This window comes from Paenibacillus sp. Marseille-Q4541, assembly GCF_018310695.1.
Classification (GTDB): domain Bacteria; phylum Bacillota; class Bacilli; order Paenibacillales; family Paenibacillaceae; genus Paenibacillus.
Genome location: NZ_JAGXCY010000036.1, coordinates 17420 through 38297, shown reverse-complemented (window position 1 = coordinate 38297; position 20878 = coordinate 17420). Strand labels below are relative to the sequence as shown.

The window sequence follows — 20878 nt, the reverse complement described above, 5'->3', positions numbered from 1 at the left end:
GATGAGAGCAATCATCGTGGAGGATGAAGTATTGGCTCGGCAAGAGCTGCGTTATTTAATAGAGACACATAGCCAGATCAAGGTGGAAGCCGAATTTGAAGATGGTCTTGATGCACTGAAGTTTCTACAGAATCAGGAAGTAGATGTCCTGTTTCTAGATATCAATATTCCGTCTATTGACGGGGTACTGCTCGCACAAAATATTAGTAAATTTACAGTAAAGCCTTACATCGTGTTTATTACCGCTTATAAGGAACATGCCGTGGAAGCCTTTGAGGTGGAGGCCTTTGACTATATCTTGAAACCTTATAGTGAACCCCGGATTGCTTCCATGCTGATAAAGCTCGAAACGTCATATGCCGATCGGCATAGAGAGATCCGGGAGCCGTATGCTCCTTCTATTACCAAGGTCAACTTATGGAAAAATGAAAAGATCATCGTCGTGGATGCAGATGATATTTATTACGCGGTCGCTCAGGAAAAGACAACCGAGGTGGTCACAAAAAATGAGAAGTACATCATGAATCTAAGTATTAGCGATTTTTATGAGCGTCTCCCAAAAGAAACCTTCTTTCGCAGCCATCGTTCGTATCTCGTTAACACTGAAAAAATCAAGGAGATTGTTCCATGGTTTAACAATACCTATCTGCTTCGGCTAAACAATCTGGATGCTGAAATTCCTGTAAGCCGCAGTAAAGCCAAAGAATTTAGGCAGCTTATGCGCCTGTAGATGCATTTCATTCCAAATTGGGGTTATTTCATTCCTAAACCCCCTTCTAACTATAATGTAAGCGTTACAATGAGGGTGTGTTAAGAGCTCAAGTACACTTACATTCAACGATAGAAAGAAGGAACGAACATGAATGGAAAACCTGCAAACCGCCTTCTTATTGTTCTTGGCACCGTTATTATGCAGATGGGACTCGGAACAATCTATACATGGAGTTTATTTAATTCACCGCTTGTTGAGAAATTTGGATGGGACCTTAGTTCTGTCTCGATTACATTTTCGATAACCAGCTTTGCGCTGGCTTTTTCCACCCTCTTTGCAGGGAAAATACAAGAGAAAATTGGTCTTCGCAAACTGACGGCAGCCGCTGGAGTTTTGCTAGGCATTGGACTCATACTTAGTTCGCAAGCAAGTTCGCTTGCTTCCTTCTATATTCTAGCCGGTGTTATTGTCGGTTTTGCCGACGGGACGGCATATATTACTTCCTTATCCAACCTGATGAAATGGTTCCCTGACCGTAAAGGACTGATTTCAGGAATCTCTGTAGGGGCGTATGGTACAGGAAGTCTCGTTTTCAAATATATTAACGGTAGTCTTATTAACTCCGTTGGAATTTCCCAAGCGTTTCTGTACTGGGGATTGATTGTTATGGCCATGATTCTGGTTGGTTCTACGCTTGTAAGAGAAGCACCAATTGAGTCAGAAAAGGTTTCGGCTAATAATAAAGAACGGACGCTAGCGTCCAAAGCAGCTGTTCCTGTACAGAAAAATTACACGGTAAGTGAAATGCTTCGCACGAAACAAGCGTATCTGCTATTTGTAGTCTTCTTTACCGCCTGTATGAGTGGACTGTATTTGATCGGAATCGTAAAAGATATCGGAATGCAGCTGGCAGACCTTAACGCGGCCACTGCTGCCAACGCGGTAGCGCTTGTTGCTATCTTTAATACAGCAGGCCGACTTATTCTCGGCGCTTTGTCTGATAAAGTCAGCCGTCTGAAACTGGTAAGCTGTACACTGGCAGTAACGGCTACGTCAGCACTTATACTCAGCGTTGTACCGCTAAACTACGGTCTATTCTTTGTTTGTGTAGCAGCCATAGCGTTCTGTTTTGGCGGCAACATCACTGTATTTCCTGCCATTGTTAGTGATTTCTTCGGGCTGAAAAATCAAACGAAAAACTATGGCGTGATCTACCAAGGTTTCGGTATTGGCGCCCTGTCCGGTTCGTTCATCGCTGCAATGATGGGCGGCTTTAAGCCAACCTTTATCGTCATCGCAGGGCTTTGTATTCTCTCCGTACTGATCGCCTTGACGTTACGTCCTCCAATGAGTCAAAAGGTAGAGAAGGACGTTCCGTTTAAGGCTTACAAACGAACAGCATAATGAGTAATAAAAAGAATGAATGATAAAGGATTCCCGGTGTGTGAGCATCGGGGATTTTTTTGTTTTTCATTATTTTGAAGATGGGATAAAACTTTTTGTTTGCTAAGACGTGGGCTATTTGTATGATAAGGGTAATCCTCAAATATAGGTAAGGGGTGCCAATATGATTGATCTTTTGCCGCTAATGGTAGAACGTGTTGGAATTCTGGTGATCGTTGCCTTTCTTTTATCTCGAATGAGAATATTCCGTCAGGTCCTTCATAGTGAAAAAGGATTTGTTGGGAAAATGATGCTCGTCGCTGTGTTTGGGATTTTTGGTATGATCAGTAACTATACCGGGATTGAAATACATGAAGGTTATGTGGTGTCACAGCACTGGCTCATGGAAGTATCGGAAGACAACGCAATTGCGAACACCCGTATTATGGGTGTGGGAATCGGAGGGCTTCTGGGTGGGCCGCTGGTGGGACTCGGCGTAGGGCTACTTGCTGGGCTACATCGGCTGACGCTTGGGGGGTTTACGGCGGTTGCATGTGCACTGTCTTCCGTACTTGCAGGGGTTGCCGCTGGCTACCTTGGGAAAAGCCGCCGGAGAAAAGGGCTTATTTCTCCTTGGTTTGCAGCAGTGGTCGGCATGTTTATGGAAGCGGTTCAAATGCTCATTATTATTCTTACAGCGCGCCCGAAAGATGCGGCCTATGAACTCGTGGAAACGATCGGACTGCCAATGATCCTTATTAATGGCTTTGGGACGTTATTATTCATGATCATTATTCGTACAATAATGCACGAGAAAGAGAGGCTTCGTGCGTTCCAGACCCACAAGGCCTTTTATATCGCTGACCAGACTTTGCCCTTCTTCAGACAGGGGCTTGGACCAGAATCCTGTAGAAAAGTAGCCGAGATCTTACTAGAACTCACGGAAGCAAATGCAGTAGCAATTACGGATCACAGGCAGGTGCTCGCTCATGTAGGAGCGGCATCCGATCATCACATCGCTGGCCAGACATTAGCTACAGAGCTTACCCGGCAAGTGCTTGAGGAGGGCAAGATCAAGACAGCCAAGTCCGCTGCCGAAATCCAGTGTTTCCAGGAACATTGCAGCTTGCGGGCTGCTGTTGTGCTGCCTTTGCTCGTGCATGGAAGAACCGTAGGTACACTGAAGCTCTATTTTGAGAATGCGGGTATGCTTGGACAGGTGGAGCAGGAACTGGCTGAAGGATTGGCGAGATTGTTCTCGACTCAGTTGGAACTGGCGGATGCCGAAGCTCAAAGTGATCTGCTAAAGGATGCCAAAATCAAGGCACTTCAGGCACAGGTGCACCCTCATTTTTTGTTTAATGCGATTAATACGATCTCTGCTTTGTGCCGTACCGACCCAGATAAGGCAAGGCGTTTACTAGTGGAGCTGGGCATCTTCTTTCGCAGCAATTTGCAGGGAGCACAGCATATGCTTATTTCCCTGGATAAGGAGCTTGAGTATGTGCTCGCCTACTTGTCACTGGAGCAAGCTAGATTTCCTGGCAGATACGATGTGAATTTTGAAATTGATCCTGTAGCCAGAGAGCTGCAAATTCCACCGTTCTTAATCCAGCCACTGGTAGAGAATGCAATAAGACACGGATATACCCATATAAGAAGCAAAGGCAAGATTGAGGTCAAAGCATGGATACAAAACGATTGCTTATATATTACGGTAGAAGATAACGGAAAAGGAGTTTCACCTTCTGTGCTTGATGAACTTGGTCAGCGTCCTGTATCTTCCGGGGAAGGAACGGGGACAGCGCTTTTTAACATCAGGGAACGACTGCAAGGAATATACAGACATCGTGCTCAGTTTTCGATAAAGAGTGAAGTGGGGAAGGGAACGTATATTGAGGTCAGTTTACCTTTGCAGGGGAAGGAGAATGTGGATCATGTTGAAAGCGTTTGTAGTGGATGACGAGCCGCTAGCGAGAGACGAACTCATCTATATTTTAAAGCGAAGTAGAAAAGTGGATGTCATCGGTGAGGCGGATTGTATGAGGGATGCTTTGCAGGCAATTGCAACTGAGGAGCCTGATGTCGTATTTCTGGATATAGAGCTTGCGGAAGACAGCGGACTGCAGTTAGCACGTAACCTGATGGAGCTCACCAAACCACCGATTGTTGTATTTGCGACGGCTTTTGATGAATACGCACTTCAGGCGTTTGATCTGGACGCTTTGGACTATATCCTAAAGCCCTTTGATGACCGTCGTATTCTTCAAACACTTGAGAAAATAGGTAGATTTCAGCAGGAGGGTGCGGTCCCGCCTGGCCTTCTTCCGAGTCGTTTGCCTGCAACAGGAAAGATAGCCATAACTACAGATGACAGAATTGCTATGGTGGACACAGCACAGATTGTTTTCCTCAGTACAGATGAAGGAAAGACGTTGATCAAGACAACAGATAAGGAGTATCGTACTGCTGAACCATTAGCCCGATTGGAAGGGAAATTGTCATCTAGTTCTTTTATTCGCGTGCATCGTGCTTTTATGGTGAATGCCCATCAGATTGCGGAAGTACAGCCGTGGTTCAACTCGACATATTACATGATTATGAGTGATGGTTCCAAGGTACCCGTAAGCCGGACGTATGTGAAAGAATTGAAGTTAGTCCTCGGTTTTTGATGATATCTTTCAACTATGTAGAAGCTAATCCATGTAACTCACGACCATCTCCCTGCAACTCAAGGCCAGATCCTTGCCACTCACCCTGAAAACCTAATGTTTGCGCTTTCATTTGCTAAAATATAGCCATCTTAGCAAAGAAGACAAGGGGGATAACCATGAGTGCAATTACGATAATGATCGCATCGATCTGTATTCTAATGATTGCTTACCGCCTATATGGTACATTTATGGCTGCAAAGGTGCTAAAACTTCAGCAGATGGACGAAATGAAAGAAACGCCAGCTCATACGCTGGAAGATGGAAAAGACTATGTTCCAACGAATAAATGGGTTTCCTTTGGTCATCATTTTGCTGCGATCGCTGCAGCCGGTCCACTTGTCGGGCCAATCCTCGCAGCCCAGTTTGGTTACCTACCTGGACTATTGTGGCTCCTAATTGGAGCTGTCGTCGGGGGTGCTGTTCACGATGCGGTCGTGTTATTTGCTTCAATGAGAAAAAAGGGAAGTCTTTGTCTGAGGTAGCTAAGGAAGAGCTTGGACCAGTCGCTGGTTTCTGTGCCGGGCTTGCGATGTTGTTCATCATTACCATCACAATGGCAGGCTTATCGATGGTTGTGCTTCATGCATTGGAACATAACCCATGGGGAACTTTTGCTGTAGCAATTACGATTCCCATTGCAATGGCTGTTGGGATTGCCTACAAAAAGACGGGGAATTTGAAATGGCCCTCTATTATCGGATTTGCATTAATTATGGTAGGGGTATTTGCGGGTCCTTATATTCAGGACACTTTGGTGGGACAATGGCTTACGTTAGATACCAAAACCCTTGCCATCGCACTTCCTGTATACGCTTTCTTTGCGGCGGCACTGCCGGTTTGGCTGCTCCTTGCCCCGCGTGATTATCTCAGCAGTTTTATGAAGATTGGTGTATTTATCGCCTTGATTATTGGTGTATTTATCGTTAATCCAAGTATCTCATTTCCTGCATTTACGGAGTTTGTGAACGGAGGAGGTCCTGTCATTGCTGGTCCGGTGTGGCCCTTTATTTCGATCACCATTGCGTGCGGTGCGATCTCCGGTTTCCATGCTTTTGTCGGCTCTGGTACTACACCCAAAATGCTTAACCGCTGGAGCGATATCAAGCCCGTAGGCTTCGGTGCGATGCTGGTCGAATGTTTGGTAGCCATTATGGCACTGATCGCAGCAATTGCCTTGCAGCCGGCAGACTATTTTGCCATTAATTCCTCACCAGAAGTGTATAGTACGCTTGGTATGCAGCCTGTTCATCTCGCAGAACTGAGTGACGAAGTGGGACTCAACTTAGAAGGGCGTACAGGAGGAGCGGTTACACTTGCGGTAGGAATGACTTATATTTTCACCGAACTTCCTTGGTTTAAAAATCTGGCCGCATTCTTCTTCCAGTTCGTTATTCTGTTTGAAGCAGTGTTCATCTTGACCGCTATTGATGCAGGTACCCGTGTATCTCGTTACCTCATTCAAGATTTCTTTGGAGAGTTTTACAAACCACTGAAGAAAGTAGACTGGTTACCCGGATCTATTTTTGCAAGTGCCCTTGCGTGTCTCTTGTGGGGATACTTGCTCTACTCAGGAGATATTAGCTCCGTATGGGCTTTGTTCGGTGTGTCCAATCAACTCATGGCCTCCATTGGTTTGATTGTAGGTGCGACCGTCATTCTCAAAATCGCCGACAAACGCAGATACATGCTGACTTGTCTTATTCCACTTGCTTACCTGTATGTCACGGTAAACTATGCAGGATACTGGATGGTGAAAAATGTCTATTTGAATGAAGCTGCCAAAGGTTATAACGTACTCAACGGAATTCTATCCATTATTATGCTTGTGCTTGGACTCATTGTTATGGTTGCGGCGATCAAAAAATGGCTTGAGATCTGGAATAGCCCTGATCGCAGACTAGAAGCCATGCAGGAACAAAGAGATTCCGCCAACCAAGCAACCTACAGTTCTTAATTTCTTGAAGAATCCTATTCTTTTATTTCAAAAAAGCCGTAAAGAAACTCAGCTTGAGCTTCTTTACGGCTTTTTAAGTGAAAACACGCCTTGATATTACATTCTATTTTTATGCTGTTGCGATCGCTTGCCTACAAATAGCGTACAGAGCATGATGAACACGTAACACAGTAGATTACTGGTCAAAAGGCCAGCGGTTTCATAAGACGTATTCACAAATAGAGGGCCAAATCCAAGAAGGGTACCGTAGAAAGGTAATAGTAAAATAAAAGAGATACTTGAGCTGCTATTTATTTCATAAGAAATAAATAGGATTGCTAATCCGCCAAGCCAGTAGATCGAATTAATAATCATGAAATCGACCCAGCGCTTCTTCACGGAGTAAGAATATAGGTACCAGGTTTGCAGGAAGAGAATGAAGATGATATAAGACCATATACTGTGTTCTCCATATGTGACAGACATGAGAAGATTCATTATGCCAAAGCTGAAATGAATCAGAAACATGAAGATTAGATGCATAGGATACAAAGCCCATCGTTCCGAGGTAGTCATTTTCATATCATCCTCCATAGGGAAATCGATAAGTCCATATCTTATAAACATGGAAAGGCAGGAGGATGTTGCAAAATAAATCTAAAAAAGGAGATACTGCTCATCCGTTTGCAGGGTGAGTAGTATCTCCTTTTTTAACTGGTCGAAGTACGAAACCGGGTCTACAACCGGGTACCAGACCATTTTTTGTCGCCGGACAGATATCGTTCCGTAAGAACAGTTAGAAGCTGAATACCTACTTCATTATGTCCGCCCTCAGGAATGATGATGTCAGCGTACTTTTTGGAAGGCTCGATAAACGCCTCATGCATCGGCTTCACTGTAGCCAGATACTGCTGATGGATAGACTGAATCGTACGTCCTCGTTCCTCAATATCACGTACAACACGACGCAAAATCCGTACATCCGGATCGGAGTCCACGAATACTTTGATGTCCAGCATTTCGCGTAAATTTTCATCAGAGAGGACATGTAGTCCTTCAATCATGATAATGTTGTTTGCCGTAAGTTCCACTGTATCCGATGTAGAACGCGCATGTTTCGTGAAATCATATACAGGAGCGTAGGCTGTTTGTCCACTTTTGAGAGCGTTCAAATGCTGAATCAAAAGCTCATTGTCAAACGCAAACGGATGATCATAGTTGGTGAGCTCACGCTCAGCAAGACTAAGATGAGCCTGATCCTTATAGTAATTGTCCTGAGATATAAAAGTCACTTTACTCGACCCCAGACGTTCAATAACGGAGCGAGCCACTGTTGTTTTACCTGAACCGGTTCCCCCGGCAATCCCAATAATCAGCATGCGATTCCATAAACCTCCCTAGAATAATTGCAGGGCAATTTCAGTATTGTAGCACAGAAGGTCCTTTTTTTCATCTACTACGCTAACAAGGGAAGATTAGGCAGTTATTGCACGGTTATAGTTTTGCCGGATCACGGGAGAAATATGTCGTTTAGAAGGCAAAATAAACCCGCCGCAGCGATTCGCTGCAGGCCGGTTTATTTCTTTTTTATTCGGAGCCTGCTTATGCTTCATCCAGTTCCTGGCGATTCAAGTGAGAAGGCTCTTTGCGATATTTGGCTGTTCGTTCATCTTCAATCACACCACTAAAGTTTAGACCGAAAGCAAAATCATATACATGGTTTTCACTGTCTACATGACACTCCATATCGTGCGCCACATCCTCAAATTGCTCTTCTACCGTACGCATATTTGCTGGCATCTGCATGGGAAGAAGGCCTGAAGGCTCTATCTGACCCGTCAAAATCTCCATAATGGCTTGATCCTGTACCCCAAAGTTCCCCACAATTGCGTCCACTTCAGATTCGAATTCTTCGACGATTGTTGGGTTGGAGAGAAGCATGGATACGATGACTGGCTTACCATTTAGTCTTTGCTTCGTTTCGAGTACCATATCGAGATCCTTACTGTTCTGAGGCGTTACCGATTTTCCTTTGTAAGAACGGTTCTGATCTTTTTCTTCGGCATGACCGGTAATGCTTGATTCCCGAGCGTGTTCTGCAGTATAGGGACCGTACTGCAAGCTGATCGGAACGTATCCGTTCCCGCCATGCTGCTCATCTTCTTCACTGTATCCTGTGCCGGATTTCGGCGTACTGATGAAGACAAGACCAAAGTCAGCATCTTCTGGACGATCGGTTACTTCAAAGTATTTAGACACTACATCTAAGCTCACTGGATGCGCCAGGCTTTCTGGAATTGGCGTACCAAACCAGTCTTTGCTGGCAGCAAGATAGCGTTTTGGAATATATACCTTGCTTTTCTTTTGAATCGGAAGGACGTTGTTTTTATTTTTTAACATGACGATCGATTTCAGCTGTGCTTCATACCCTTCTTGCATAAAATCAGGGTTACCAACAATCTGAGCACTCTGATCTGGATCGAGATACGGATTTTCGAATAGTCCAAGACGGAAAATATTTTTAAGTAGACGCACTGCTGATTTTTCAAAACGGGCACGCATGAACTCTTCACCATGTTCTGTCACGCCCATCTCATAAGCCTCAATAACAGGACCTACTTCGTTGTTTCCTCCAAATTGATCCACACCCGCCATGAGTAGTTTGTAATGTCTTTCCGCAACACTTAAATCTTCCACGCCCCAAGGTTTACCGCTTAGGAAGGAATCTTTGGCACCGGCAACATCACCTGTAATCAGCCAGTCGGTGCAAACCACACCATCATAGCCGTATTTTTCACGAAGAAGATCGGTAATTAGATAAGAACTGTAGGAGTTCCCTACATTTTCTCCGTTCTTCTTATCTTGATCCATGGAGACGGTGTAATAAGGCATCACGGCGGAAGCTTCACCTGTCTTGCCATCAAGCTTGAACGCGCCATCCACAAAAGGTGTCAGGTGTTCATCGAAATTATTACCCGGATAAACGGCATATTGTCCACAGTAGTAGTGGGCATCACGTCCACTTTCCCCTGAACCACCACCAGGCCAGTGTTTTACCATTGCATTTACGCTGTCATGTCCCCAGCCACCATGAATTTCACGACTTTCATCTGAGGATTGAAACCCGTCTACATAAGCACGCGCCATATCTGTAGTTAGTATGGAATCTTCGCCAAAGGTACCATTGTAACGGAACCAGCGTGGCTCTGTGGCAATATCAATTTGTGGAGATAGCGCGGTAGCTAGACCCAATGCACGATATTCTTTGGAAGCAATCTCACCAAAACGTTTGGTTATACTTGGATTAAAGGTCGCTGCGAGTCCTAAAGTTTCTGGCCACATCGAAATATGACCGCCTGAACCAGCGTTAAACTCAGAGCTTGCATCCGTACCGTGGCGAGGGTCGGAACTGTTATTAGCAGGGATACCAAGTCCTGTTCCCTCTGCAAAAGCCTGCACTTTATTGTTCCAGCGGGCGGCTACTTCAGGACTTTCTACCGTAGTTACAAGGACATGTCTCAGATGGTCATTAGCAAGGAATTCGATCTGCTCATCAGTCAGCTCCCAAGGCTTAACGCCGCTTTCCTCATAGGATTTTCCGCCAAGGTAAGTTCCTCTGAACCAAGCGGTACTTGCAGCAGGGATCGACTGATGTCTACTGTAGAGCATGAGACCCGCAATCTGCTCCACGGTCATTTTAGAAGCTAGATCTTTGGCGCGTATTTCCGGAGAAAGCCTCCAGTCTTCATATTTATCTAATTTGCCGTCTTTACTAAGGTCTTTGAAGAAATATCCATCTTGCTCTATGATCTGTACCCCTGATTCCACGGTATACCCTAATGTCGGCCCAGCTTCATTTGTAACATAGCGAATTTCATTGTCTTGAACTTTGTGATCTGTCATGTGTGCAACCTCCTGAAGTAGCAAATTGTCATAGTATTTGAACAATATAGAATGGCTTGCGGAAATTAGATTACGATACAGTGTGGAAAGGACCTTTCTCATCGGTAGCTGGGTTTGTTATGTTCTTGCTGTTTTTTCTTTCTGGAAGAGGTCTGATTGCTACTACACCAAGGAGTGCACAAATACCTAGTGTAATGTAGAATCCTTCCCATCCTCCCACTCCAAGCAAGAACGGAGCAACTGCTGGAACGATCGATTGAGGCAAAGCATTTGCCACATTCATAAAACCAAGATCTTTAGCTGCATTTTCTTTACTTGGTAGAATTCTCGAAACAAGCGCGGTATCTACAGCAGAGAAACAGCCGAATCCAAGACCGATAATAGCAGAAGCAATAATATAGATGTTCACATTTTCGAAGAAGGCAAAGGTGAGAACACCTAATGCCATAACTGCGCCTGATACATACAGGAATGGTTTTTGTTTTCCTACTTTGTCAGATAGAATACCGCCGAATATACTCATGATTGCAGCTGCAACCATCGTAATAATATTTACGGTAGCCACTGTTCCGGTTGCTTGGCTTTCTGTCATGCCCATACGTTGTACGAGCATCATAGTGAAGTACACGCTACTACAATACCCCATCATGAGCAGGAATTTACCAATCATAGCCCATGTGAACTCAGGATATTTACGAGGGCTAGGGTAGATATTTTTTAATTTTTCCCGTACCGGAGTGTTATCTTTGTGGCGAACAATGTCCACTTTTCCGTCTTTAATAAAGAAGGTACTGATGATAGGGCCGATAATCCCGATGAATGAGATAATGATCCATTTCATAGGTGTTGTTGTCGTAGCAGGCAGAACATTCATGAGAACCATGCCAATAGCTATCGCAACAGGAATCGCAATTCCGATTAACCCAGAGACGGAACCTTGTTTCTCAACAGGTACTTGATCTGGAACAAGTGCTGTATAAGCTGCCATACCGAAGTTGAAAAATAACTGTACTACAGACCAAAGAACCACGACCTGCCATACTTCTGAAGAAAATCCGATAAATACTAGCGCGGTACATCCAACGAGCGGTCCAAGAATAATCCAGGTTCTACGACGCCCGAACCGAATATTCGTGCGGTCACTGAGCGCACCGCCAATGGGATTTCCGATAAGTGCGAAGAAAGCACCGACCCCAGTAACCAGACCAAAAGCTGCAGTAGATGCGGTTTGAGAAGAAGTAATTTCAAGAATCTTAAAAGTCAGAAGCAAGGTTGCTGGCGTCATAAGAGCGATCATCATGCAACAGTATCCAAATATCACGGAGGCTTTCAATTTTCCTAGTGATGTATAGACTTGACCTTTTACTGTATCTTCAGCCATATCAGTTCGACCTCCTATTATTAAAGCGCTTACAATTACATTATAAAGAAACCGCTTACACAAAGGCAGGCGGCTAGTTTTGTTACTTTTGTATCATTTTTTATCATTTTGGTCGTAACTGTTTTAAGTTAAAGATAACTCACATTAAAAAAAGACCTAAGACCTATTTCTTAAATACCGGTTTTAATTCAATCAGTTCCACTGAATGAGGTTCCAGTAACGAAGTGAGTAATGTTGATTCGGTTACTTCTATTATCTCAACACAGCGTTCTGGAGTAGAACGAGCTTTCAAGTATTCGAGATCTTCCTGATGCAGCACTTCCGGAGCGCCCATCTCCACCCAAGCGTCGTAAGGACTACCTTGCTGCTTCGTTATTTTCGTTCTCGTTACACGGTATTTACCTTTTGGCATCCCAGTAAGAACCAGTTCAATCTTTAGTGTTTTCTCGTCCTTAAAGCGATGATACCGACTTGTTAGATGATGAAGGGAATGATCACCGGCTGTAAATAGCTCGTCAAAATGACAGTAATTATAGGTCAGCATCTGATACTCTCCATTGCCGGAGGTTACAATATACCCTTCCTTCTGTTCCATAAGCAGATTACCGAGCTTAGCCAGCAGTTCATAGGCCCGCATCGCTGCTTTAGGAATTCCATACTGCGTAATAAGACCCATCCCGCCATGGAACAAGTCCTTATCTGCAAAATGCTCCTCAATATTATCGCTGAGTACCCAGTAACCGAAGCTATCAATGAGGTCCAGGTTTTCCGTTATATTTTTGGCAAGATAAGCTGCTTTATAAAGCGTGTCATTCGTGAGTTCGCGATGATCCGAAGTAGAGTTCCACTCCGTCATATGGACAGGTAGATGGTGCAGGCCGTTTTTCTTCAGAAGATCCCGTTCTTCTAACAATAATTTATTGAGGTAATTCGGATCTCCCGAAATAGCGGTGAAATCTTGAAATTTAATATGGATGTCATCATGCTCCTCTGTTTCTCTCTTTTGCTTCAGCCCAAGATTAGCAATGATGGGATAATAATGAACTGGAATAAAGTCAGGTGTCGCATTATTTTCCTTGCATCGTTGAAAAAATCTCGCAGCGAAACCTTCATAGGGAACCGTTAGTAATCTGCCGGGCGCACCTACCTGCAATCGATCCGATATGGATTTAATGGTCTGGTATGTCCCCAAATACATCTCCATATATTGCTCTTCCGTTCCTGGCCAGAAGTAGTCGAGTTCAGGCTCATTCCAAAATTCGAATCTCCACTGTGATACTTCTTGAAGACCATATCGATCTAGGCAGTGGCGTACAAAATGACCAATTAGCTCGCACCAACGTTCATTCGACGTAGGAGGGCTGACACAACCTCCATCATAAAAAACAGTCTGCCCAGGATCCGCTGCCATCTGGGAAGGCATAAATCCGAGTTCTACAAATGGCTTCAATCCGATGGATAGCAGAAAATCAAAGAGTTGATCAATGAGCCGGAAATGATATCTAGGTTCACCTAGCACTTCGTCATAAACTCGCATGTCATCATCAAAAATACCGTGGAAACGGACATACCGAAATGGGCAGGCTAGTTGTACATAGCGAAGATGTTGCTGGACATCAGCATGAAGTCCTTCTTTGGCTTTACCAATCGTAATTAGGTTTTTCCAAGTATGACGAATAGGCTTTCCTGGACGCAGCAAGTCGGCTGTGCCACTGACGGTTGTTAAACTCGCCATGGAAGGGATAGAACTGTTTGGAATTGAACCCGCTGGTTGTTTAACATACTCTTCAATGATGCTGAGTGCACTGGATTGATTAAACTCGGTGTAACTGGTGGAGAAGTCCCGTTTTTCCCTTGCTGTATTCTGTTCATATTCTTTACGATACTCATTTGGCGTTAGATGATATTTACTTTTGAAAGCTGCATAAAAAGATTTGGCATTCGGAAAACCGTGTTCAAATGCAATATCAGCAATAGCAGAATAGTCATCCCGTAATAGCTCTTCAACGGCATGCTTAAGCCGAATACTCGTCAAATAGGACTGAAAATTCAGGCCGATATTTTCACTGAAAAATTTCGAGAGATAAGGAACGGACAGAAATTCAAGATCTGCCAAGCCCTGAAGCGTAATCGACTCTTTGTAATGATCATCAATATAGGTAATGATGCGAAGCATCCGATCTTTGTATTTTTCGTTCATTGCTCCGCTGACCGGTTTTTCAGTAAATCGTTTCATCAGCAAGGTAAAGACTGAGAGTAGGCGTACCTGCATGTCGAGCTGATAAACCGTTCCTTTTTTATATTTCAACTGAACTATTTCCGCAAGGAGTCTGCGAATCCATTCGTAAGCTTCATCGCTCTTTGGGGCATGTCCATTCAAGGAGTTAAAGTAAATCTGATCAATTCCTTGCACATGGTCCTTTAAATAGTGCATCGGGATAAGAAACGTCGCAATGATATTGGAAGTGAGACCTACCACTTCATGCACGTGTGATTGATTAATGAGCAGAATATCCCCGTCTTCGAGCATCTGTTTATTCCCACCAATGGTGACCATTAGCTTCCCGCTAAGCACAAAAATAATTTCAATACTGTTATGCCAGTGATTCGGTACGTAATTTACCTGATGTAATGCAACATCAAATGGCAAGGAATGGTCTGGTTGAATCAGTTCATATATGGTATGTGTCAGTTACATGACCCCCTTAAAATGCGCAGATCTCTCGTTTCATTATCATCCTTTTTTAAAAATTTGAGGCATCTTATTTTCTACATCTTATTATTTTCAGATTTTGAGTTCAAATATGTGGAAGATGATATCGATCTTAAAAAAACCACCCTACTACTGCATGCAGTAGGGTGGTTTGTCCAATGATTGCTTATTTGCCAGAGTTGACATAGTACTGATATAAAATTTGCGTTCCTTTTTCATCATATCCATGTTCTGATAATTGCTCATACAAAGATTTAGCTAGAGCAAGACCAGGCGTTTGAAGTCCCATTTCCTTAGCTGAAGAAAGAGCGATGCCCATATCTTTAATAAAATGTTTTACGAAAAACCCAGGCTCAAAATCATCTGCGATCATCCGCGGGGCCAGATTGCTAAGGGACCAGCTTCCGGCTGCGCCTGTTTCAATACTTTTCAGAACCGTTTCCGGATCCAGTCCTGAAGTTTTTGCATAAGCGAGTGCTTCCGAGACACCGATCATATTCGAAGCGATCGCAATCTGATTGCACATTTTGGTGTGCTGACCAGCACCAGCAGAACCTTGAAGTACGATGTTTTTACCCATCAGCTCAAAAATTGGCTTTACTGCTTCAAAATCAGCCTTGTCACCACCGACCATAATAGACAGTTTCGCATCCCTTGCCCCGATATCTCCGCCAGATACTGGCGCATCAAGAGAATGCAGTCCTCTTCTCGAAGCTTCCTCATGTATCCGTGCAGCGAGTTGTGGGCTGGAGGTCGTCATATCAATCAGGTAAGCACCGGAAGGGGCGTTTGATATGATTCCATTCTCTCCAAGATAGATTTCTTCAACATCTTTTGGATATCCGACCATCGTGATAATCACATCACTGGAAGCTGCAAGGCTTGCAGGAGATTCATGCCAAGTTGCGCCTTGGGCAATCAAATCATCGGCTTTTGCAGCCGTGCGTGTGTAGATGTGAAGAGCGTATCCGGCTTTTTGCAGATGACCTGCCATACTTTTGCCCATGACCCCTGTGCCGATAAATCCTACAGCCGTTTGTTCTGGTGAAAGCATCATTTATTTCATACCTCCTAAGGTTGAATACGTTTCTCTCATTATTAATTCACAGTATAGCCCTTTTTTTGCTAACCTTCTATGAAAGCAATTGACAGATTTGCTCTTTGATCATTATGATAGTCCCTACATATTGAGGTACATATAGTTAGTCTAGATGTAGAACAAACCGAAGGAGGGGGACAAAGATAATGAAAAGAATATGTTTGTTGTTGCCTAATGGTTTTGAAGCGGTGGAAGCTAGTGTATTTACCGATGTACTTGGTTGGAATCAGCTGGAGGGCGATGGGACTACGGAGCTTGTAACCGTGGGAACGAGGGAGACACTGCAATGTACATGGAACTTCAAAGTTACGCCTGAGTTGCTAATCGAAAACATCAGCGTGAATGATTTTGATGCATTAGCGATTCCAGGTGGGTTTGAAGAAGCAGGATTTTATGAGGATGCGTTCAGAGAAGATGTACTGGAGCTGGTACGTGAATTTGATCGTCAAGGGAAGATCATTGCTACGATCTGTGTAGCCGCGCTTGTGCTTGGGAAAAGTGGGGTTCTCGAAGGGAGAAAGGCAACGACATACAATCTGAATAATGGGAAAAGGCAGTCACAGCTTGCAGAGATGGGTGCTCACGTGATCCCGGACCAACCGATTGTGATTGATGGTAACCTTATTACTTCGTATAACCCTTCTACAGCTTTTGATGTAGCTTTCATCCTACTGGAGAAGCTTACCTCTGCCGAGAATACGAACGAAGTGAAGCGATTGATGGGTTTTGTTACAGAGTCAGCAAAGGTGTAACAGAATGATTTTTTTATAGCTTAAAATCAAAAAGTGAAAGGCGATTCTCTTCTTATACCTGAAGGGAGTCGTCTTTTTGTATTAGTTAATAGAATTATGTGTCATTCTTGAAAGATGTGTACTTTTTGCTCACTGCCTCCTACTCATGAAAAAAGAGAGGTCTCAGAAAGATGAACATTGTACAGATTTCCCCTTTATATTATAACCGGATTAAGAGGATAGAAAGATTAGGAAAGATGTAAATATAAAAGATGATATCAAGAGACGAAGGGGATGGATATAAGTGAGTGAACAAGAACAAAAACCGGTCGGCATTCTTGAGGATGATCAAACGGAAGTAGTAACAGATGGCGTACATCATTTCAGTAGCGATGAGAAATGGACGAAACCTGAAGATCCAGCGATCTTGGAACAACTGGAATGGTTCCGTGATCAGAAGCTGGGGTTAATGATGCACTGGGGCATCTATTCACAAATCGGTCTTGTAGAATCATGGGCACTCATTGATGAAGATGAAGAATGGTCACGTAATGAAGTGGATTGGGATGTTTCTAGTGCGGAACTGAAACAACAATACTTTGATCTGAACAAATCGTTTAATCCCCTTCGTTTCCAGCCTGATCAGTGGGCTGATCTCGCCAAGGAGAGCGGGTTCAAATATTTGATTTTTACGACCAAACATCATGACGGATATTGTATGTGGGATACCAAAACGACAGATTACCGAGTTACTGGGCCGGAATCTCCGTACAAAGATCATAAATATGCTGATATTACAAAGCATGTATTTGATGCTTTTCGGGATAAAGGGCTTGCGATTGCAGCTTATTTCTCCAAAGCAGACTGGCATACCCCATACTATTGGCCAGAGGGAATGGAGCGCAGCGAATATACAAGAAGAGGTCCTTCCTACGATCCGGCACAGCATCCAGAACTGTGGGAGAAATTCGTTCAGTTTACTCATGAGCAAATGATGGAGCTTCTAACGGATTACGGAAGAATCGATATTTTGTGGCTGGATGCAGGCTGGGTACGGGATGGAGGGAAAATACCTCAGGATATTCGTCTCGGTGAACTGGTAGATCGTGCGCGGGAGACACAGCCGTGGCTGTTATCGGCAGATCGAACAGTAGGAGGAGCCTATGAAAACTATATTACGCCGGAGCAGACGATACCGGAAAAAGTAATGGATGTCCCTTGGGAAAGCTGTATTACACTGGGTTCTGCCTTCTCTTTCCGGTATGAGGATACTTATAAATCTCTGAGGGAAGTCGTTCATATATTGCTTGAGATTGTTGCAAAAGGTGGTAATCTGGCACTCAATATAGCTCCGCAACCAGATGGTCGTTTACCTAAGGGTGCTGTTCAAACTTTGAAAGAACTAGGAACCTGGATGGAGACTTACAGTGAAGCAATCTACGGAACTAGAATCTGTGCACCTTATTTCGGAGCAGGGTTTGCTTTCACTTGTAAAGGAAACTCGGTCTACGCAGCGCATTTGTACGAAGATGAAAATGTGAGTATTCACGCGGATCTACTCATTCCTTATACAGACAAACAGATCCATCGTGTGACCTTGCTGTCTACTGGTGAAGAATTAGTTTATGAGCAAAAGGACGCTGGAATTTTAGTTCGTATCCCATCATCAATTACGGAAGAACAGGCTCCACCTGCGCATATTTTCAAGCTTGAGTACTAGTATACAAGTCTTAAATGAAAACAAGGGCTAGGCAGGCTTTTATTCTACCCTTATACTAACAATATAAAAGACCAATTGTTAATTAAAATGCTGACGTCCTTTAAGGATGTCAGTTTTTTTAAATCATAGACATAAAGTTTACATGGGACATTGTATTGGTGTCTGGTTCCGTGTACACAAAGCATGCTTCGTTCCTTGTGTATAGAGAAAAGGGAGGTCAAGCACAGGATGAATAAAACGTGGTTTCGAAAGTTGTTACTATCTTATCTGCCTGTCTTTTTTATCGTAATTACGATTTTATTTGCCTTGTTTTTTATGACACTAAATGAGCAGAATCGGCGAGAGGCCGTAAAAGCTAATGAATATTTGGCTGAACAGGTCGTGTTGACTCTTGATCGTTCGCTTAAGGCGATTGACTATGAAGTTGTACAAGGCGTTCTAACAGATAAACGGATCTCTCAATTTTTCAAGCAGCAACAAGTGAATGTAGTCAATAATATAGACACCATCAAGGCACTTGATGAGCTGAAATTCAATCACCCAATGATTGATTCTGTATATCTATATCGTTTTTCTGATGGATTTGTTTTTGGCGATGCTTCAAACACCCTTAATGAATTTCCGGACAAAGCATTCATAGAGCAGTTCGAGGCTCAGATGCCTGAGGAAACGTGGACAAGCCAGCGGGAGTTCCAGCCTTTTGAAGATACGAGTCCTCGCCGCGTTATTACGCTGGTCAGAGGCGTTCGTAATGGTAGTCAGGGGGTATCAGGATACTACATCGTAAATGTAAGCGCAAACAAATTAAGTGGTGAAATTAAACAATTATACAACCCAGATACCAGTTCTATTGAGATCATAGATCGTTTGGGGAATAACCTGCTCCAGGATGAAGATAAGTCTCCACAGCAGACCGCTGTGTTGTCGACATTTAATTCTCCTTATACCGGTTATGAAATTCGGAGTGGGGTACAAGATGTCAACGGTCTTTCTCTAATTCTTGGACTCTACAAAGTGTGGGTAGTTGTAGCACTTGTCGTTGTGCTGCTTGGAGTGCTCTGGGTTATTTATGTGACCAAACGAAACTATAGACCAGTGAATCAATTGGTTTCTTGGATTCAGATGTCCTCCGCCAAGTTAGACGGGGTCGCCACCAACTTCGATAAAGAAGGTGAGTTTACCTTTATCCAGCATACGCTTGAACATCTTATGACCGAGAGCAAGCAATATCGTGAGCAGTATCATGAAAAACTAGTAATGCATAAAAAGTATTACTTTTATCAAATATTTGAGGAGCATGCACTCGTCTCCGAAGAAGAGTGGCAGTTGGAGCTTGCGAATTACAACTTGTCTGCCGCCGGAAAGTTATCTCAAGCTCTTATTATTGAATTAGATAATCAGGAAGGTGGAGAGGAACCTTCGGATGAAGAAAATCCTCAACTCCGAATACAAATGTCAGAATATTTGCATGGATTACTAGCTAAACACCATATAGAAGCGTGGTCTGAATGGATTAGTAACAGGCGCATCGCGTTACTGCTCTGGCTGCCTGAAGGCGTCAAGTCATCTGACAACTTGCTTAATGAAGTCGTACCTGAAATTCAGCAATGGATTGAGGAACATGCCGAATCTCGTATTACGATGGGATTAGGAGAAACAGGAGACACACTGGAACAGCTGGCTTCTTCTTACGATACAGCGAAACAATGCTTGCAATACAAGGCGGTGCTTGGTAAAAACCGCTTAATTCGCATTCAAGATATTATTAAACCGGCTGACCCGGGGCAGGAATATTTTAAGACGATCTATAAATTATCTCAGTCCATACGGCTTGCGGAATCTGATTGGCAAGATCATTTAGATCGTTTGATGGATCAGATGGAGAGAGCGGTTCTTCCTCGGAGGGAAATTGAGAATCTAATGCAGTTTTTCCTTCATCATCTGGAAGGGGAATTGCTCGAGTTGTCCAAGGACTACCGCATCATATGGAAGAATGCTAAGGATCAGCTGGAACAGCTAGGGCGAAAATGGGATGATCTACACGAGCTGAAGAAAGGCTGTCAGTCTATTTTTGAAGCCATGATTCAGAAGATGCAGGTGAAAAAAGATTCCCATAGCAACAAATCGCTTATGATTGAAGTAAGAACCTATATAGAAGAAAATTTCCCTAATGCAGAGTTGTCTCTCGATTTTTTGAGTGCTCGTTTTCAGATGAATGCCAAATATCTTAGTAAAATGTTCAAAGATGAATTCGGGGAAAACTTTGTGGATTTTCTTATCGGGTTACGTATGAATGAGGCCAAACGTCTACTGACCGAGACAGATAAATCGATGCAAGCCATTAGTCAGGAAGTCGGATACTATAACTATAATTCTTTTAATCGTGCTTTTAAAAATGTAGTTGGAATCTCACCTCGCGATTTTCGTAAACAGCCGACTCTGCCTATTAAAATAACGTAAATCATAGAAGCCCTTGTAGACATATATAACTAGTCTGCAAGGGTTTTTGATCTGTTTATCATCGATAATCGCCTGGTAGGCCCCCTGAGTTGAAAAAAGAGATGATCAAGAAATTTACGGATTGATGGA

At 43.5% G+C, this 20878-nt stretch carries 13 protein-coding genes and 1 pseudogene; 8 read left to right on the top strand and 6 right to left on the bottom strand.

Annotated elements, in window-relative coordinates; translation table 11 throughout:
• The first annotated feature begins 1 nt into the window (after position 1).
• From KFT32_RS22995 to cstA, 5 genes and pseudogenes are all read left to right on the top strand, one after another.
• A complete protein-coding gene (locus KFT32_RS22995) occupies positions 2-730 on the top strand; it encodes a LytR/AlgR family response regulator transcription factor (RefSeq protein WP_211749773.1) in 729 nt (242 codons plus the stop codon).
• A gap of 129 nt (positions 731-859) precedes the next feature.
• A complete protein-coding gene (locus KFT32_RS22990; RefSeq protein WP_211749772.1) occupies positions 860-2116 on the top strand; it encodes an L-lactate MFS transporter in 1257 nt (418 codons plus the stop codon).
• A gap of 163 nt (positions 2117-2279) precedes the next feature.
• Positions 2280-4058, top strand: a complete 1779-nt coding sequence (locus KFT32_RS22985; RefSeq protein ID WP_211749771.1) for a sensor histidine kinase — start codon at positions 2280-2282, stop codon at positions 4056-4058.
• Positions 4033-4767: a LytR/AlgR family response regulator transcription factor gene (locus KFT32_RS22980; RefSeq protein ID WP_211749770.1), complete on the top strand. Its 735-nt coding sequence runs from the start codon at positions 4033-4035 to the stop codon at positions 4765-4767. The genes KFT32_RS22985 and KFT32_RS22980 overlap by 26 nt, the downstream gene beginning before the upstream one ends.
• A 158-nt stretch (positions 4768-4925) precedes the next feature.
• A pseudogene (cstA, locus tag KFT32_RS22975) lies at positions 4926-6763 on the top strand (carbon starvation protein CstA).
• 96 nt (positions 6764-6859) lie between these two features.
• Here cstA and KFT32_RS22970 read toward each other — a convergent pair.
• The 6 genes from KFT32_RS22970 to KFT32_RS22945 all read right to left on the bottom strand — a co-directional run bounded on the left by KFT32_RS22970 (position 6860) and on the right by KFT32_RS22945 (position 15796).
• The gene (locus tag KFT32_RS22970; protein WP_211749769.1) at positions 6860-7324 is read right to left on the bottom strand and encodes a hypothetical protein; all 465 of its coding nucleotides are present in this window, start codon (positions 7322-7324) and stop codon (positions 6860-6862) included.
• Between the two features lie 155 nt (positions 7325-7479).
• Positions 7480-8121, bottom strand: coding sequence for a uridine kinase (gene udk / locus KFT32_RS22965; protein WP_211749768.1), 642 nt, complete (start codon positions 8119-8121; stop codon positions 7480-7482).
• Positions 8122-8344: 223 nt separating this feature from the next.
• Positions 8345-10645, bottom strand: a complete 2301-nt coding sequence (locus KFT32_RS22960; protein ID WP_211749767.1) for a glycoside hydrolase family 3 protein — start codon at positions 10643-10645, stop codon at positions 8345-8347.
• A gap of 70 nt (positions 10646-10715) precedes the next feature.
• Positions 10716-12026 carry an MFS transporter gene (locus KFT32_RS22955; protein ID WP_211749766.1) on the bottom strand — a complete coding sequence of 437 codons (1311 nt, stop codon included), beginning with the start codon at positions 12024-12026 and terminating at the stop codon, positions 10716-10718.
• 163 nt (positions 12027-12189) lie between these two features.
• Positions 12190-14676, bottom strand: coding sequence for a GH39 family glycosyl hydrolase (locus KFT32_RS22950; protein ID WP_249436083.1), 2487 nt, complete (start codon positions 14674-14676; stop codon positions 12190-12192).
• A gap of 229 nt (positions 14677-14905) precedes the next feature.
• On the bottom strand, positions 14906-15796 hold the full coding sequence (locus KFT32_RS22945; protein WP_211749765.1) for an NAD(P)-dependent oxidoreductase: 891 nt from the start codon (positions 15794-15796) through the stop codon (positions 14906-14908).
• Between the two features lie 188 nt (positions 15797-15984).
• Here KFT32_RS22945 and KFT32_RS22940 point away from each other — a divergent pair, with 188 nt between their 5' ends.
• The 3 genes from KFT32_RS22940 (at position 15985) to KFT32_RS22930 (ending at position 20749) form a co-directional block, all read left to right on the top strand.
• Complete coding sequence (locus KFT32_RS22940) at positions 15985-16590, top strand: DJ-1/PfpI family protein (RefSeq protein WP_211749764.1); 606 nt, start codon at positions 15985-15987, stop codon at positions 16588-16590.
• Positions 16591-16873: 283 nt separating this feature from the next.
• Entirely contained in the window at positions 16874-18289 is a 1416-nt protein-coding gene (locus KFT32_RS22935) for an alpha-L-fucosidase (RefSeq protein ID WP_211749763.1), read from the top strand.
• Between the two features lie 228 nt (positions 18290-18517).
• Positions 18518-20749 (top strand): helix-turn-helix domain-containing protein, encoded by a 2232-nt coding sequence (locus tag KFT32_RS22930; RefSeq protein ID WP_211749762.1) that lies wholly within the window; start codon positions 18518-18520, stop codon positions 20747-20749.
• Positions 20750-20878: the final 129 nt, after the last annotated feature.

Excerpts from the sequence above, each read along its gene's own strand:
- KFT32_RS22955 (WP_211749766.1), bottom strand. The coding sequence starts at position 12,026 with ATGGCTGAAGATACAGTAAAAGGTCAAGTCTATACATCACTAGGAAAA.
- KFT32_RS22960 (WP_211749767.1), bottom strand. The coding sequence starts at position 10,645 with ATGACAGATCACAAAGTTCAAGACAATGAAATTCGCTATGTTACAAAT.
- KFT32_RS22990 (WP_211749772.1), top strand. The coding sequence starts at position 860 with ATGAATGGAAAACCTGCAAACCGCCTTCTTATTGTTCTTGGCACCGTT.
- KFT32_RS22945 (WP_211749765.1), bottom strand. The coding sequence starts at position 15,796 with ATGATGCTTTCACCAGAACAAACGGCTGTAGGATTTATCGGCACAGGG.
- KFT32_RS22940 (WP_211749764.1), top strand. The coding sequence starts at position 15,985 with ATGAAAAGAATATGTTTGTTGTTGCCTAATGGTTTTGAAGCGGTGGAA.
- KFT32_RS22985 (WP_211749771.1), top strand. The coding sequence starts at position 2,280 with ATGATTGATCTTTTGCCGCTAATGGTAGAACGTGTTGGAATTCTGGTG.
- KFT32_RS22970 (WP_211749769.1), bottom strand. The coding sequence starts at position 7,324 with ATGAAAATGACTACCTCGGAACGATGGGCTTTGTATCCTATGCATCTA.
- udk (WP_211749768.1), bottom strand. The coding sequence starts at position 8,121 with ATGCTGATTATTGGGATTGCCGGGGGAACCGGTTCAGGTAAAACAACA.
- KFT32_RS22980 (WP_211749770.1), top strand. The coding sequence starts at position 4,033 with ATGTTGAAAGCGTTTGTAGTGGATGACGAGCCGCTAGCGAGAGACGAA.
- KFT32_RS22930 (WP_211749762.1), top strand. The coding sequence starts at position 18,518 with ATGAATAAAACGTGGTTTCGAAAGTTGTTACTATCTTATCTGCCTGTC.
- KFT32_RS22995 (WP_211749773.1), top strand. The coding sequence starts at position 2 with ATGAGAGCAATCATCGTGGAGGATGAAGTATTGGCTCGGCAAGAGCTG.